This window comes from Thalassobius sp. Cn5-15, from assembly GCF_022347685.1.
Classification (GTDB): Bacteria; Pseudomonadota; Alphaproteobacteria; order Rhodobacterales; family Rhodobacteraceae; genus Thalassobius.
The window spans coordinates 24,504-37,844 of sequence record NZ_JAKRGF010000005.1; the positions used below are offsets into that span (position 1 = coordinate 24,504).

At 58.9% G+C, this 13,341-nt stretch carries 16 protein-coding genes; 12 read left to right on the forward strand and 4 right to left on the reverse strand.

Annotated elements, in window-relative coordinates; genetic code table 11:
- Nucleotides 1-2 precede the first annotated feature (2 nt).
- Genes MHM86_RS11880 through nqrF form a run of 5 tightly spaced genes read left to right on the forward strand, consistent with a single transcriptional unit; the run spans nucleotide 3 to nucleotide 4,514 of the window.
- The gene (locus MHM86_RS11880) at nucleotides 3-1,202 is read left to right on the forward strand and encodes an NADH:ubiquinone reductase (Na(+)-transporting) subunit B (RefSeq protein WP_239199757.1); all 1,200 of its coding nucleotides are present in this window, start codon (nucleotides 3-5) and stop codon (nucleotides 1,200-1,202) included.
- Nucleotides 1,195-2,016, forward strand: coding sequence for a Na(+)-translocating NADH-quinone reductase subunit C (locus MHM86_RS11885; RefSeq protein WP_239199759.1), 822 nt, complete (start codon nucleotides 1,195-1,197; stop codon nucleotides 2,014-2,016). The genes MHM86_RS11880 and MHM86_RS11885 overlap by 8 nt, the downstream gene beginning before the upstream one ends.
- On the forward strand, nucleotides 2,016-2,669 hold the full coding sequence (locus MHM86_RS11890; RefSeq protein ID WP_239199762.1) for an NADH:ubiquinone reductase (Na(+)-transporting) subunit D: 654 nt from the start codon (nucleotides 2,016-2,018) through the stop codon (nucleotides 2,667-2,669). Before MHM86_RS11885 ends, MHM86_RS11890 begins: the two co-directional genes overlap by 1 nt.
- Nucleotides 2,669-3,277 (forward strand): NADH:ubiquinone reductase (Na(+)-transporting) subunit E, encoded by a 609-nt coding sequence (gene nqrE / locus MHM86_RS11895; RefSeq protein WP_058318173.1) that lies wholly within the window; start codon nucleotides 2,669-2,671, stop codon nucleotides 3,275-3,277. Before MHM86_RS11890 ends, nqrE begins: the two co-directional genes overlap by 1 nt.
- 13 nt (nucleotides 3,278-3,290) lie before the next feature.
- A complete protein-coding gene (gene nqrF / locus MHM86_RS11900; RefSeq protein ID WP_239199765.1) occupies nucleotides 3,291-4,514 on the forward strand; it encodes an NADH:ubiquinone reductase (Na(+)-transporting) subunit F in 1,224 nt (407 codons plus the stop codon).
- A 158-nt stretch (nucleotides 4,515-4,672) separates the two neighbouring features.
- Here the strand turns inward: nqrF and MHM86_RS11905 are convergent, their stop codons facing one another.
- The 3 genes from MHM86_RS11905 to MHM86_RS11915 all read right to left on the reverse strand — a co-directional run bounded on the left by MHM86_RS11905 (nucleotide 4,673) and on the right by MHM86_RS11915 (nucleotide 7,175).
- A complete protein-coding gene (locus MHM86_RS11905; RefSeq protein WP_239199768.1) occupies nucleotides 4,673-5,149 on the reverse strand; it encodes a fasciclin domain-containing protein in 477 nt (158 codons plus the stop codon).
- A gap of 149 nt (nucleotides 5,150-5,298) precedes the next feature.
- The gene (locus tag MHM86_RS11910; protein WP_239199771.1) at nucleotides 5,299-6,603 is read right to left on the reverse strand and encodes an MFS transporter; all 1,305 of its coding nucleotides are present in this window, start codon (nucleotides 6,601-6,603) and stop codon (nucleotides 5,299-5,301) included.
- Nucleotides 6,600-7,175 (reverse strand): hypothetical protein, encoded by a 576-nt coding sequence (locus MHM86_RS11915; RefSeq protein WP_239199774.1) that lies wholly within the window; start codon nucleotides 7,173-7,175, stop codon nucleotides 6,600-6,602. Before MHM86_RS11915 ends, MHM86_RS11910 begins: the two co-directional genes overlap by 4 nt.
- 207 nt (nucleotides 7,176-7,382) lie before the next feature.
- Between MHM86_RS11915 and MHM86_RS11920 the strand changes: the two genes are divergently transcribed.
- The 3 genes from MHM86_RS11920 (at nucleotide 7,383) to MHM86_RS11930 (ending at nucleotide 9,651) form a co-directional block, all read left to right on the forward strand.
- Entirely contained in the window at nucleotides 7,383-8,087 is a 705-nt protein-coding gene (locus MHM86_RS11920; RefSeq protein WP_239199777.1) for an ABC transporter permease, read from the forward strand.
- Nucleotides 8,081-8,809, forward strand: coding sequence for an energy-coupling factor ABC transporter ATP-binding protein (locus MHM86_RS11925; protein WP_239199780.1), 729 nt, complete (start codon nucleotides 8,081-8,083; stop codon nucleotides 8,807-8,809). Before MHM86_RS11920 ends, MHM86_RS11925 begins: the two co-directional genes overlap by 7 nt.
- A 71-nt stretch (nucleotides 8,810-8,880) precedes the next feature.
- Nucleotides 8,881-9,651: a substrate-binding domain-containing protein gene (locus MHM86_RS11930; RefSeq protein WP_239200356.1), complete on the forward strand. Its 771-nt coding sequence runs from the start codon at nucleotides 8,881-8,883 to the stop codon at nucleotides 9,649-9,651.
- Here the strand turns inward: MHM86_RS11930 and MHM86_RS11935 are convergent, their stop codons facing one another.
- Nucleotides 9,652-9,918, reverse strand: coding sequence for a sulfurtransferase TusA family protein (locus tag MHM86_RS11935; RefSeq protein WP_239199783.1), 267 nt, complete (start codon nucleotides 9,916-9,918; stop codon nucleotides 9,652-9,654).
- Between the two features lie 122 nt (nucleotides 9,919-10,040).
- Between MHM86_RS11935 and MHM86_RS11940 the strand changes: the two genes are divergently transcribed.
- Genes MHM86_RS11940 through MHM86_RS11955 form a run of 4 tightly spaced genes read left to right on the forward strand, consistent with a single transcriptional unit; the run spans nucleotide 10,041 to nucleotide 13,327 of the window.
- Nucleotides 10,041-10,931: a formate dehydrogenase accessory sulfurtransferase FdhD gene (locus MHM86_RS11940; RefSeq protein ID WP_239199786.1), complete on the forward strand. Its 891-nt coding sequence runs from the start codon at nucleotides 10,041-10,043 to the stop codon at nucleotides 10,929-10,931.
- Nucleotides 10,924-11,550, forward strand: coding sequence for a molybdenum cofactor guanylyltransferase MobA (mobA, locus tag MHM86_RS11945; RefSeq protein WP_239199789.1), 627 nt, complete (start codon nucleotides 10,924-10,926; stop codon nucleotides 11,548-11,550). The genes MHM86_RS11940 and mobA overlap by 8 nt, the downstream gene beginning before the upstream one ends.
- Nucleotides 11,547-12,059: a molybdopterin-guanine dinucleotide biosynthesis protein B gene (gene mobB / locus MHM86_RS11950; protein ID WP_239199792.1), complete on the forward strand. Its 513-nt coding sequence runs from the start codon at nucleotides 11,547-11,549 to the stop codon at nucleotides 12,057-12,059. Before mobA ends, mobB begins: the two co-directional genes overlap by 4 nt.
- A complete protein-coding gene (locus MHM86_RS11955) occupies nucleotides 12,056-13,327 on the forward strand; it encodes a molybdopterin-binding protein (RefSeq protein WP_239199795.1) in 1,272 nt (423 codons plus the stop codon). Before mobB ends, MHM86_RS11955 begins: the two co-directional genes overlap by 4 nt.
- Nucleotides 13,328-13,341 lie beyond the last annotated feature (14 nt).

Below are 13,341 nucleotides of genomic sequence, written 5' to 3' on the forward strand. Positions count from 1 at the left end.
GCTTGGGCGTCCGCAGTTTCTTTGATCGCATCGAGCCCCATTTCGTTAAGGGTGGCCGCTATGAGCGGTACTTCCCCATGTACGAAATGGTCGAGAGCTTTCTCTTCACCCCGAAAACCGTAACCACCGCCGCGCCTCACGCACGGTCCTATGTCGATATGAAGCGGATCATGACCTATGTGGTCATCGCGACGATCCCCTGTATCCTCATGGGCCTTTATAACGTGGGTCTGCAGGCCAATACCGCGCTTGCTGATTTCCCGGCCACCGGCTGGCGTGCGGCGCTGATTGAATTTTTCGGCATCGGCTTTAACCCGCAGAACCCGCTGGCGAACTTCCTGCACGGTCTGTTGTACTTCCTGCCGATCTACATCACCACGCTTGTGGTTGGCGGTATCTGGGAAGTGCTGTTTGCCACAGTGCGTCGTCACGAAGTGAACGAGGGCTTCCTCGTAACCTCGATGCTGTATGCTCTGATTATGCCCGCAACCACGCCGCTGTGGCAGGTTGCGCTGGGGATTTCCTTTGGTGTTGTGATCGGCAAAGAGGTCTTTGGTGGCACTGGTAAAAACTTCCTTAACCCTGCGTTGACAGGCCGTGCGTTCCTCTACTTCGCCTATCCGGCGCAGATGTCGGGTGACGCGATCTGGGTGCCTGTGGATGGCTTCACCGGTGCAACCGCACTGGCTGTGACCGCCGCAGATGGCGTTCAAGCACTGGCGGCTGAGGGTCTGACCTGGACCTCGTCCTTCATCGGGACGATCCCTGGTTCCATCGGCGAAACCTCGACGCTGGCCTGTCTGATCGGTCTGGCCTTCCTGCTGGTGACCCGCATTGCCAACTTCCGTCTGGTTCTGGGCTGTCTGGGGGGCATGATCGGCTTCTCGCTGTTGCTGAACCTGATTGGCTCTGACAGCAACCCGATGTTTGCAATGCCGTGGTACTGGCATCTGGTCGTGGGCGGTTATGCCTTTGGTCTGGTGTTCATGGTGACCGAACCTGTGTCGGCCAGCCACACCAACGTGGGCCGCTACATCTACGGCGCACTGATTGGCGTGATGGTGGTGATGATCCGTGTGATCAACCCGGCCTTCCCTGAAGGTATGATGCTGGCAATCCTGTTCGGCAACGTCTTTGCACCGCTGATCGACCACTTCGTCGTGCAGGCCAACATCAAGCGGAGGGCTCGTCGCAATGTCTGAGGATCAGAACGTGCAAAACACTGCTCCCAAAGGTGCCATCGGTCGCTTTCTGGCGATGCCGGCGGATACGCTGCCCAAGACCCTGTTTGTGGCCGTGACCCTGTGTCTGGTCGCGTCGATGATCGTATCGGCCGTCGCTGTTGCCCTGCGCCCCGCGCAGGAGGTGAACAAGCTGAAAGATAAGCAGGTCAACATTCTGCAGGTCGCGGGTGTCTATGAGAAAGGCGTTGATGTGGCAGAGGCATTTGCCGCCTTTGAACCGCATGTGCTGGAACTGGAAACCGGTCGTTTCACCGATCAGTTCGACGCCAAAACCTTTGACGATCGCGCCTCTGCTGACAACCCCGACACCTCGGTTGCGCTGACCGACGATCCGGCCGCGATTGGCCGCAAGTCGCAGTTTGTCACCGTCTACCTGCTGCGTGACGATGCAGGTGCCATCGACAAGGTGATCCTGCCGATCCACGGCTATGGCCTGTGGTCCACGCTGTACGGTTTCATCGCGCTGGAAGAGAACGGCAACGACATCTACGGTCTGCAGTTCTATAGCCATGCCGAAACCCCCGGTCTGGGCGCAGAGGTGGACAACCCCCGTTGGAAATCGCTGTGGCGTGACAAGAAGCTGGCCGATGAAAACGGCATGCTGCAGATCACCGTTGCCAAATCGGTGCCTGCCGCAGGGGCTGAGTATCACGTAGACGCGCTGGCCGGTGCCACGTTGACATCGCGCGGTGTGGACAATCTGGTGAAATTCTGGATGGGCGAAGCGGGCTTTGCCCCCTTCCTGACCAATCTCAAAGCAGGAGAAATCTGATGGCACAAACCAAAAGAGAACTGCTGATCGACCCGATGGTCGACAATAACCCGATTACGCTGCAGGTTCTGGGCATCTGTTCGGCGCTGGCGGTGACCTCGTCGTTGCAGGTGGCCTTTGTGATGTCCATCGCGGTGACGCTGGTGACGGCGTTTTCGTCGATGTTCATTTCGATGATCCGCAACCAGATCCCCAGCTCGATCCGTATCATCGTGCAGATGGTGATTATCGCATCATTGGTGATCATGGTGGATCAGGTTTTGAAGGCTTACGCCTTTGAGATTTCCAAAACCCTTTCAGTTTTTGTGGGTCTGATCATCACCAACTGTATCGTGATGGGCCGCGCCGAAGCCTTCGCAATGAAGAACCCGCCGATCGCCTCCTTCGTTGACGGTATCGGCAACGGTATGGGCTACGGTCTGATCCTGATGATGGTTGGCGTGATCCGCGAACTGTTCGGTGCGGGATCGCTGTTTGGTGTGACCATTCTGGAAACCGTGAACAACGGTGGCTGGTATGTCCCGAACGGTATGCTTCTACTGCCGCCGTCGGCCTTCTTCATCATTGGCCTGATCATCTGGGCCTTCCGCACGCTGAAGCCGGAACAGGTGGAAGAGCGTGAATACAAAATTCAAGTTGTGGAGGCCCACTGATGGAAGCGCTGCTCTCCCTCGCGGTCAAAGCGATCTTTGTTGAAAACCTCGCGCTGTCCTTCTTCCTGGGCATGTGTACCTTTATCGCCGTGTCGAAGAAGATTTCGACCGCGATTGGTCTGGGGATTTCGGTGATGATCGTTCAGTCGATCACCGTGCCAGCGAACAACCTGATCCTGACCTACCTGCTGGCGCCCGGCGCGCTGGCATGGGCCGGTTTCCCTGATGTAGACCTGACTTTCCTTGGTCTGATTTCCTACATCGGTGTGATCGCCGCGCTGGTTCAGATCCTTGAAATGGTTCTCGATAAATACTTCCCGCCGCTCTACAACGCGCTGGGTGTGTTCCTGCCGCTGATCACGGTGAACTGCGCGATCCTTGGTGGGTCGCTGTTCATGGTGGAACGTGGTTACGATCTGGCAGAGGCTGCGACCTACGGTGTCTCCTCCGGTTTCGGTTGGGCACTGGCAATCACCGCAATGGCTGGTGTGCGCGAAAAGCTGAAGTATTCCGATATCCCCGATGGCCTGCAGGGCATTGGCATCACCTTCATCACCGCTGGCCTGATGGCGCTTGCCTTCATGTCATTCAGCGGCGTGAAACTCTGATAGGAGATCTGGAATGGAAACTTTTGCTCTGGGGATCATCCTATTTACGCTGATCGTTATCGCGCTGGTGGCGATCATTATGGCGGCCCGTTCGAAGCTGGTGTCCACCGGCGACGTGCAAATCACCATCAACGGTGAGAAAACCGTTTCTGTGCCCGCAGGCGGTAAACTGCTGCAGACGTTGGCCGATCAGAAGTTGTTCGTACCGTCGGCCTGTGGTGGCGGTGGTACTTGCGCGCAGTGCCGTGTGAAGGTCCATTCGGGCGGCGGGTCGATCCTGCCGACTGAAGAAAGCCACATCACCAAACGTGAAGCCGCCTGTGGCGACCGTTTGTCCTGTCAGGTTGCGGTCAAGCAGGACATGAACATTGAAGTGCCCGAAGAGGTGTTCGGCGTGAAGAAGTGGGAATGCACCGTGCGTTCCAACGACAACGTCGCAACCTTCATCAAAAATCTGGTGCTGGAACTGCCCGAAGGCGAAGACGTAAACTTCCGTGCGGGTGGCTATATCCAGATCGAAGCACCTGCGCACAAACTGTCCTACAAAGACTTCGACATTGGTGAAGAGTACCACGAAGACTGGGATAAATTTAACCTGTGGCAGTATGAATCCACCGTGGCTGAGCCGATTGAGCGCGCCTATTCCATGGCGAACTACCCTGATGAAAAGGGTCTGATCATGCTGAACGTGCGTGTGGCCTCGCCGCCTCCGGGGTCGCAAGGCATCCCACCGGGTCAGATGTCGTCCTACATCTTCAACCTGAAACCGGGTGATAAGGTCACGATTTCTGGTCCGTTTGGCGAGTTCTTCGCCCGTGAGACTCAGAAGGAAATGGTCTTCATCGGTGGTGGTGCAGGCATGGCGCCGATGCGCAGCCACATCTTCGACCAGCTGAAGCGTCTGGAAAACCGTGATCGCAAGATCACCTTCTGGTACGGGGCGCGTTCAAAGAAAGAGATGTTCTTTGTCGAAGATTTCGACACGCTGGCCGACGAGTTTGATAACTTTGAATGGCACGTGGCATTGTCTGATGCCCTGCCAGAGGACGATTGGAAAGGCTACACCGGCTTCATCCACAACGTGCTGCTGGAAGAGTACCTAAAAAACCACCCCGCGCCTGAGGATTGCGAATTCTATATGTGTGGTCCGCCGATCATGAACCAATCGGTGATCAACATGCTGTTGGATCTGGGTGTCGACCGCGAAGACATCATGCTGGACGACTTCGGCGGTTGATCGCAAAATAAAGACTTCAAAAAACGCCGCAGCTCGTCTGCGGCGTTTTTCGTTGCGCAACTAAAAAGGCCCGCCGTTTGCGACGGCGAGTCTTTGACAGGGGGGCTGCGCTATGGGGAAGGTCCTGCTCCCCTGTTTGTCGATTTGGGGGGGCTGACTTAGCTGCCGGGCAGGATAACCTTGTCGATCACATGGATCACGCCGTTGCTGGCGGCAATATCAGCGGCTGCGACATTGGCGTCGTTCACCATCACCCCATTGTCCATATCAATGGTGATGTCGCCACCCTGTACGGTGGTTGCTTTCATGTCGTCCTGCAGATCGGTGGACATCACCTTGCCGGGCACAACGTGGTAGGTCAGGATGGCGACCAGTTGATCCTTATTCTCGGGCTTCAGCAGGGTTTCAACCGTGCCTTCGGGCAAGGCAGCGAAGGCTGCATCAGTCGGGGCAAATACGGTGAAGGGGCCGTCGCCCTTCAATGTGTCCACCAGACCGGCGGCCTTCACGGCAGCAACAAGGGTGGTGAAATCACCAGCGCCCATTGCAGTGTCTACGATGTCTTTGGAATGGCCGTCAGCAAAGGTGGGGCTGGCCAGCAGGGTGGCGATTGCGAATGCGGTTGCACGGATCATTGTGTCTACTCCGGGTTGGGTTCTAACTGCGATGCCTGTTGGACATCTGAGACCGTTACGGGGCATTTTGGGATTTGGATCTGCGGTTTTCGCGTGATTTAGGCCTTGAAACGCTGGGATGCGAGGCTAAGCAAGCAGTGGAAATGATTTCAAACACGTTTTTGTGATCTATTTTCTGCGCTTTTGCGCCCATCGATTAGCCCTTTGGGCAGGGCAAATAGCCATGCGATCGCCAGCAATTTCAGCAGGCAGGGGATCAACGCATAGGCCAATGCCAGTGCGTTCAGGGCCGCAGGCTGCGGCGTTTGAGTGCTGGTTGGATCATAGCCCACCCAAGCCAGCGCCGGTAGCGCGACAGCGGCCGCCAGCGTTAGGGCCAGTTTCGCGGCGAAGGTCCACAGGCTGAAGCCTAATCCTTCGGGCAGATCCATACGGCCCAGTACGGTTGCAAAGGCAGCAGGCAGGATCACCATGTCCGCAGCCAAGGCCGCGCCAGAGGCCAGGCAGACCACTGCAAAGGCCGCTGTTGACCCTGCGGGTAGGTTGGCGGCCCAGCCAAATCCCACAATCGCCAGGATCATCCCTGCCAACAAGGCGTTGCGTGGTCCCCAATGACGTGCAGCGCGCGACCATAGCGGCGCCGCGACGCCTGCTGCAACGAAGAACAGGATCAGGAACAGGCCGGTGAGTTGCGGTATCTGCAACTGATCCTCGACAAAGAACACGAACAACGTCGACGACAGCGCTACTGGTAGCGCGTTCAACAACCCAAGCGCCAAGAGCCAAAGAACAGCAGGCTGCATCAGGCGGCGCCAGGCGATTTGGCTTCCCGAGGATGCCGGGCGTGCGCGGGGGCGCCACAGCATCGGCGTCAGCAGGGCACAAGCCGCGATAAGCGCAATAAGCAACAGGCCGAAATCGCGATAGGGTGCCACGCGCTGCGCCGCGATGAGCAGCTGCGGCGCGCTGGCCGCAATCAACACACCGGCAAGCAGCCCCGCTTCGCGCCAGCCTGCGAGTCGCAGGTGTTGGTCCCCCGCCGCGCCAGCAAGTAGCACCGACTGACCATAGAACAGGATCTGCAACAGCGAATAGCTGGTGAAGACAACCACCAGCGCCAACAGCATCCACCACACGGGCGCCAACAGCGGTGGCAGCACGAACAATAGAGCAAAGCCCAGTGCCAGCCCCCCCAACCCCAGATTGGCCAGCGCCAGCCGACGGTGGGCAAAGCGGTCGACCATCCATCCCAGTGCCGGATCCTGCACCAGATCCATCAGCCGGATGGTGATCAGCACCGCGCCCAGCGTCGCCAGATCCATCCCGTAATCACGGGCCGCGAAACTGGGCAGGTGAATGTAAAGAGGCAGACCTGCACTGGCGAGGATTGCAGAAAATATCCCCACACGCGGGTAGAGGCCAGAGGGGATCCCGGCAGAAGACGCGCGCGTCATTCCTCACCACGCAGTTTTCGCGACAGCGCAGGATCACGTGATTGATCCGACAGCCAGATCGACATCACCCGTTTGCGCACGTCCGGATGGTCCAGATCGCAGGACCGTTGGCCATTAAACAAAAAGGTGATCCGATCTTTGCGTGCACCGAAAGCGACGAAACGGTCTCCTTTGGCTACGGTGCGATAACACTGGGTCAGCTTTTCGACGATCATCGACTGATCTGGCAGACGCCCTTCCATCCGGATCAGCTCTTTGTTGGTGGCGGTCAGCAATTGTTCCTGAGAAAACCCGCGTTGATAGGTCAGTTCCAGCGCGAAAGGCTTCTGCCAGTCAAAGGCGGCGGCCTTGGTGGTGAACAGGCGACCATCATAGATCGGCAAGCCAAACCAACGGACCTTCGCCGCGCCAAGCTCTGCGGCGGCGGGCAAGGCGGATTTAACCTCCGCCGGTGGGGCGTCGTTTGCGGATGCGGCGGTGTGGAAGAGGTTCGTGACGCTCAGGCACAGGGCAAAAAGTGCGGCGCGCTGTGGTGTAAGGCGGGGTTTGGGAAAACGACATGCGGTGGGCATCTTGCGGTCCTTTCGAACTATAGGAAAGATACGGGCCGCGCGCCGCCTTGGATTAAAATCGCCCGCGTCGTCTGCCGTCCCGGTCCCCGCGTATGGTTGCAAAACCGTGCATGATCTGTCGTTTCTCACATCGCACGGGCGAAATTATGCCGTTAAGTTAGGGCAGTAGCGACCAGCAAACGCCATAGCGACTAAAGTGAGTGTGAGATGACCGAGATCTGGGAAGGCTTGAGACAGGCCGCCCTTTTGATAGCAACCCTGGATCCGGATCTTTTGCAGATCTCGGCCCGTTCGTTGCAGGTCACGCTGAGCGCGACACTGATTGCCTCGGCCATTGGGCTGCCGCTGGGCGGGATGCTGGCGGTTTATCGCTTTCGCGCGCGGCGCGGTGTGATTGCCCTGATGAACGCGATGATGGGTCTGCCGCCGGTGGTGGTGGGGCTGATCGTCTATCTTCTGCTGTCGCGATCTGGTCCGTTCGGCGTGTTTGGCCTGCTGTTCACGCCCGCTGCGATGATCATCGCACAGGTGGTGATTCTGACGCCGTTGATCGCGTCAATCGCCCATCAGGCTCTGCGCGAGTTGTGGGCGGAATATCATGATTTGCTGATTTCGCTGAATACCACCAGACGGCAGCGTATTGTGACCCTGCTGTGGGACGCACGCCGTGCATTATTGACCGCTGCCCTTGCAGGATTCGGACGCGGTATCGGTGAGGTGGGAGCGATCATGATTGTAGGTGGGAACATCGACCAAGCCACCCGGGTGCTGACCACGGCGATTGCGCTGGAAACCGGCAAGGGCAACTTTGCGCTGGCACTGGGACTTGGCTTTGTGCTGATCGCCATTGCCATTGGGGTGAATCTGGCGATCCACTTTGCCTCCCGAACGGAGGTCAGCAGCCGATGGTAAGTGCAACGCATTCTCGGATTTTGCCGCTAGAGCTCAGCGCTGCCACGGTCAAACGGCGTGGGCGCACGCTGGTTGGTCCGATAGACCTGACATTGGGGCGTGATGGCTTCACCATCGTCCTTGGCCCAAACGGGGCGGGCAAGACGTCGCTGCTGCGGTTGATGCACGGGCTCGAACGGCCAGCGACAGGCACCGTGACCTGGGCCGCAGATGAGGATACGTCGCGTGCCCATCAGGCCTATGTGTTTCAGCATCCCACGTTGATGCGGCGGTCAGTGCTGGACAATGTGGCCTACGCGCTGACAGTTCATGGAACGCGGCGCGTTGAGGCCCGAGATCGGGCGGCAGCGGCATTGACGGATGTGGGTCTAGGCGACAGCCTGGGTAAACCTGCATGGGTTCTGTCGGGGGGGGAACGGCAGAAGCTGGCGTTGGCCCGCGCCTTGATCCGTCATCCGCAGATCCTTTTTCTGGACGAACCCTGTGCCAGTCTGGACGGCGGCGCAATCCGTGATATTGAGGCGATCCTAAACCGCGCCCACGCAAGCGGCACGCGGATCGTGATGATCACCCATGATCTGGGCCAAGCGCGGCGTTTGGCGCGCGATGTTCTATTTATCTACAAGGGCCGCGTGCATGAGGCTGCGCCTGCTGACACTTTCTTTGAGGGACCCGCCACGGCAGAGGCCCGCGCCTTCGTAAATGGAGATATTTTGCTATGACACTGAAATTTGCCGAGAAGATGTGCGGCAAATCCCTGCGCTGCGCTGCGCTGGTTTTGACCATTAGCGCGATGGGCACGGGCGCGGCTTTTGCGGATACAATGCGCATGGCGGTGACCACCTCGTTCCACAATTCCGGCCTGTCGGATGTGCTGTTGCCGCAAATCAAGGCGGATCTGGATCTGGAGGTGCAGTTGCTGGTCGTCGGCACTGGTCAGGCGCTGCGGCTGGGGCAGGCGGGCGATGTGGATGCGATCCTCGTGCACTCCAAACCGGCTGAAGAGGCTTTTGTTGTCGGTGGCTATGGGCCGCACCGTACGGAAATCATGTATAATGATTTCGTGCTGATCGGCCCCGCTGCGGACCCTGCCGGGATCAAAGATGCCGCTGACGCCGCCGTTGCGCTGGAGGCGATCCGTGGCGCAGAAGTGCCGTTCGTCAGCCGTGGAGATGATAGCGGCACCCATAAGAAAGAGCTGAGCCTTTGGCAAAACGCTGGCCTCGACGCGGCCGCGCTGGCCCCCAACTGGTACAAGGCTGCAGGCGCAGGCATGGGCGCGACGCTGAATACCGCATCTGGTATGAATGCTTATGTGATGTCTGATCGCGCCAGCTGGCTTAAATTTGCTAACAAAGGCGATCTGGAACTTTTGTTCGCCGGGGATCCGGTGCTGTTCAATCAATATGCCTACCTGCCAGTGAGCGTGGAGCTGCATCCGCACGTAAAGGCCGATCTGGCTGCGCAGTTGGAGGCATGGTTGGTCTCGGACATCGCCAAGGAGCTGATCAACGGCTACCGTCTGAATGGCGAGGCGCTGTTCACCTTCAACGCGGCGGAATAATCAGCCCAACACCAGTCGGTAGCGATACGGTGCCTTGCCCTCGCTGCTGGCCGTCTCTGGTGGCAGTTCCTCGGCACCTTCATAGCTATGTCCTGCCTCATGGCAGAAATGCGGTATGTCGATCAGGGCTGCGGGATCATCGGCCAGAACGGTCACAACAGACCCGGTTGGCAGCCCCTGAATCCGTTTGCGCAACCGTAGAACCGGCAGCGGGCACAATAGGCCAAGGGCGTCAATGTCCAGTGTCTGTGTCGATCTATCCGTCATGCGTCTTGTGTAGAACTTGCCCCTTACCTTGTCCATGCTGTGATACAGTCTGCGAAGTGCTTGAACTCCCACCCAAAGGGCGTAACTGTGGATCAGCGCCCGAACTGAACAGGACTAGCCCCTTGGCAAAAGTGACCGACACATTACACACTTACATAGTTGCGCCGACCCCAAGCCGTGCAGGCCTGACAGCGGCTGTCATCGGTGTGGATCAGGATGGCGTCGCGCAGGAGATTTCGGTTGTGGAGGAACGCCCGCTGACGATCTACCTCAACAGCCAGGAGATTGTCACAGCGATGACCATTGGCGATTACCCTGACTATCTGGCGCTGGGCTTCCTGCGCAATCAGGGCATGCTCTTGGCCGATGATGTTGTCACCGGTGTGGACTATGATGAGGAGTTGGAGGTCGTCGTGGTGCGCACCGAACGCGCCACCGACTATGAAGAAAAGCTAAAGAAGAAGACCCGCACATCAGGCTGTGCGGTCGGCACTGTTTTTGGCGATATGATGGAGGGCCTGGAGGATCTGACTTTGCCCGCAACGCCGGTGCGTACCTCGTGGCTCTACACACTGGCGCATCAGATCAACCGGACCCCCAGTCTATACCTTGAGGCGGGCGCGATCCACGGAACGGTTCTGTGTCAACAGGACCGCCCGCTGGTTTATATGGAAGATGTGGGCCGCCACAACGCAGTGGACAAAGTGTCCGGCTGGATGTTTGCCGAAGGCACGGAGGCGGGGGACAAGATCCTTTACACCACCGGACGCCTCACCTCTGAAATGGTGCTGAAGGCGGCTCAGATGGGGATCCCGACACTGGTGTCCCGTTCTGGCTTTACCGCTTGGGGTGTAGATCTGGCGCGCAAGCTGAACATGACGCTGATCGGCCGGATGCGGGGCAAACGTTTCACCTGCCTCAGTGGGGCAGAGCGGTTGATTTATGACGCCGATCTGTCTGCGGTGGCTGAGGATACCAAAAAGTCGCGGCGCAAGGGGGCAGGGGATGCGTAGCCAGATACCTGCCGTTATCCTTGCCGGTGGTCTGTCGTCGCGCATGGGCGGCGGCGATAAGGGGCTGTTGCCGCTAGGTGATACGACATTGCTGGGTCATGTCATCGACCGTCTGCGCCCGCAGGTGGGGGACATGGTGCTGAACGCAAATGGTGATGCCAGCCGTTTTGATGCCTATGGGCTGCCTGTCGTGGCAGATGGCATCGCGGATTACGCAGGGCCTTTGGCGGGCGTTCTGGCAGGCATGGATTGGGCGGCAGAGCGTGGCGCGACGCATATCGTGTCAGTCGCCGCCGATACGCCATTTTTCCCGACTGATCTTGTGGCGCGGCTTGGCCAGGGGCGCGGTGATGCAGTGATAGCGCTGGCAGCCAGCATGGATCCAAAACGGGGGCAGGTTCGGCAGCCGACCTTTGGCTTTTGGCCCGTTGCCTTGCGCGATGATCTGCGGGCGGCATTGCAGGATGGTCTGCGCAAGGTGGTGATTTGGACCAGCCGCCACGGTGCGGCAGAGGTGTTGTTTGATGGCTACGCGATGGAGCCGTTTTTTAACGTGAACACCCCAGAAGATCTGGAGCAAGCCCGCGCAATGGCGGCATGTGCAAAGGCTATAAAATGAAGATCTATGGTGTCACCGGATGGAAAAACTGCGGTAAAACCGGCCTGATGGAAGGGCTGGTGGCCGAAGTGACGTCGCGCGGCTATCGCGTCTCCACTGTGAAACATGCGCACCACAGCTTCGACGTCGACCAATCGGGGCGTGACAGTTACCGCCACCGCGAAGCGGGCGCGCAGGAGGTTTTGTTGATTTCCGGTAGCCGTTGGGCGTTGATGCATGAGTTGCGCGGCGCAGAGGAACCACCTTTGGCTGAGATGCTGACAAAACTCTCCGACGTCGATCTGGTATTGGTCGAGGGCTATAAACGCGAACCTCACCCCAAGATCGAAACGCACCGCGCAGCAGCGGGCCAGCCCTTGATTGCGACGGCCGATCAGACGATCCGCGCGCTGGCCTCTGATCAACCGGCAGAGGCGCATGGGGATCTGGGCCGCCCGATCTTTGATCTTAATGATCACGATGCGATTGCTACTTTTATTCTGCAAGATCTGGGACTGATGCCGACATGACCGCTAAACTGCGCAACGATTGCTTTGCCCTGCCGCCCGGTGTGAACTGGATCCCGCTGGAGGATGCGCTGGCGCGACTGCGCGATCGCGTGACACCTGTGGTTGGTGAAGATCTGGTGCCGCTTAACGCCATACGGGGCCGTATACTGTCGCAGGATATTGTGGCGCTCAGGGCCAATCCGCCTGCGCCTAATTCGGCTGTGGATGGCTACGGTTTCGCCGGGGCGGCACTTGATGAGCTGGTAACACTGCCTCTGGCTGATGGCCGCTCTGCCGCCGGTGATCCCTACGGTGGCGTATTGCCTGCCGGCCATGCGCTGCGCATCCTGACAGGTGCCATCGTGCCCGAGGGGATGGAGACCGTGGTGCTGCAGGAAGATGTGGAGATCGCGGGCGGCAAAATACAGTTTCGCGGCCCCCTGAAGCAGGGGGCCAACCTGCGCCGCGCGGGTGAGGATTTCAGTGCAGGTGATGTTGTCCTGCGCAAAGGGCGTCGTTTGCGCCCTGAAGATGCCGCGTTGTTGGCTGCGGCGGGTCTGGCAGAGGTTCCGGTCTATCGCCCGCTGCGCGTCGGTGTTTTTTCCAATGGTGATGAGGTTGTGATGCCCGGCACGATCGCGCCCGAAGATATGGGAGCGGGCAAAATTTATGACAGCAACCGCCCCATGCTTTTGTCGCTGCTCAGCGACTGGGGCTTTCACGCGGTGGATCTTGGCCATGTGCGCGACAGTCGCGCTGCGCTGCGCGACCGGTTGACCTCTGCAGTGGCAGAGGTGGACGCGGTGTTGACCTCTGGCGGGGTGTCGACAGGGGATGAGGATCACGTATCCGCCCTGTTGCGCGACGAGGGGCAGATAGACAGTTGGCGCATTGCGATCAAGCCGGGCCGCCCGCTGGCGCTGGGGCTCTGGCCTGCAGCCGAGGCGTTGCTGCCGGTCTTTGGTCTGCCGGGTAATCCTGTTGCGGCCTTTGTGACTGCGCTGTTGTTTGCACGCCCTGCGTTGGGGGTGATGGCGGGGCAGGCGTGGCGGGAGCCGCAGGGGTTCATGGTGCCCGCGGCCTTCGCTAAATCGAAAAAGCCCGGACGGCGTGAGTTTCTGCGCGCCCGCCTCAACACCGATGGCCAAGCTGAGGTGTTCAAATCCGAAGGGTCGGGCCGCATTAGCGGACTGTCATGGGCGGATGGCTTGGTCGAGCTGCCCCATGAAGCGGCAGAGATCACAACAGGCACGCCCGTGCGGTTCCTGCCCTATAGCTGTTTCAACTGACCTGAACAGAAGCG

Excerpts from the sequence above, each read along its gene's own strand:
- MHM86_RS11885 (WP_239199759.1), top strand. The coding sequence starts at position 1,195 with ATGTCTGAGGATCAGAACGTGCAAAACACTGCTCCCAAAGGTGCCATC.
- MHM86_RS11890 (WP_239199762.1), top strand. The coding sequence starts at position 2,016 with ATGGCACAAACCAAAAGAGAACTGCTGATCGACCCGATGGTCGACAAT.
- nqrE (WP_058318173.1), top strand. The coding sequence starts at position 2,669 with ATGGAAGCGCTGCTCTCCCTCGCGGTCAAAGCGATCTTTGTTGAAAAC.
- nqrF (WP_239199765.1), top strand. The coding sequence starts at position 3,291 with ATGGAAACTTTTGCTCTGGGGATCATCCTATTTACGCTGATCGTTATC.
- MHM86_RS11905 (WP_239199768.1), bottom strand. The coding sequence starts at position 5,149 with ATGATCCGTGCAACCGCATTCGCAATCGCCACCCTGCTGGCCAGCCCC.
- MHM86_RS11910 (WP_239199771.1), bottom strand. The coding sequence starts at position 6,603 with ATGACGCGCGCGTCTTCTGCCGGGATCCCCTCTGGCCTCTACCCGCGT.
- MHM86_RS11915 (WP_239199774.1), bottom strand. The coding sequence starts at position 7,175 with ATGCCCACCGCATGTCGTTTTCCCAAACCCCGCCTTACACCACAGCGC.
- MHM86_RS11920 (WP_239199777.1), top strand. The coding sequence starts at position 7,383 with ATGACCGAGATCTGGGAAGGCTTGAGACAGGCCGCCCTTTTGATAGCA.
- MHM86_RS11925 (WP_239199780.1), top strand. The coding sequence starts at position 8,081 with ATGGTAAGTGCAACGCATTCTCGGATTTTGCCGCTAGAGCTCAGCGCT.
- MHM86_RS11930 (WP_239200356.1), top strand. The coding sequence starts at position 8,881 with ATGGGCACGGGCGCGGCTTTTGCGGATACAATGCGCATGGCGGTGACC.
- MHM86_RS11935 (WP_239199783.1), bottom strand. The coding sequence starts at position 9,918 with ATGACGGATAGATCGACACAGACACTGGACATTGACGCCCTTGGCCTA.
- mobA (WP_239199789.1), top strand. The coding sequence starts at position 10,924 with ATGCGTAGCCAGATACCTGCCGTTATCCTTGCCGGTGGTCTGTCGTCG.
- mobB (WP_239199792.1), top strand. The coding sequence starts at position 11,547 with ATGAAGATCTATGGTGTCACCGGATGGAAAAACTGCGGTAAAACCGGC.
- MHM86_RS11955 (WP_239199795.1), top strand. The coding sequence starts at position 12,056 with ATGACCGCTAAACTGCGCAACGATTGCTTTGCCCTGCCGCCCGGTGTG.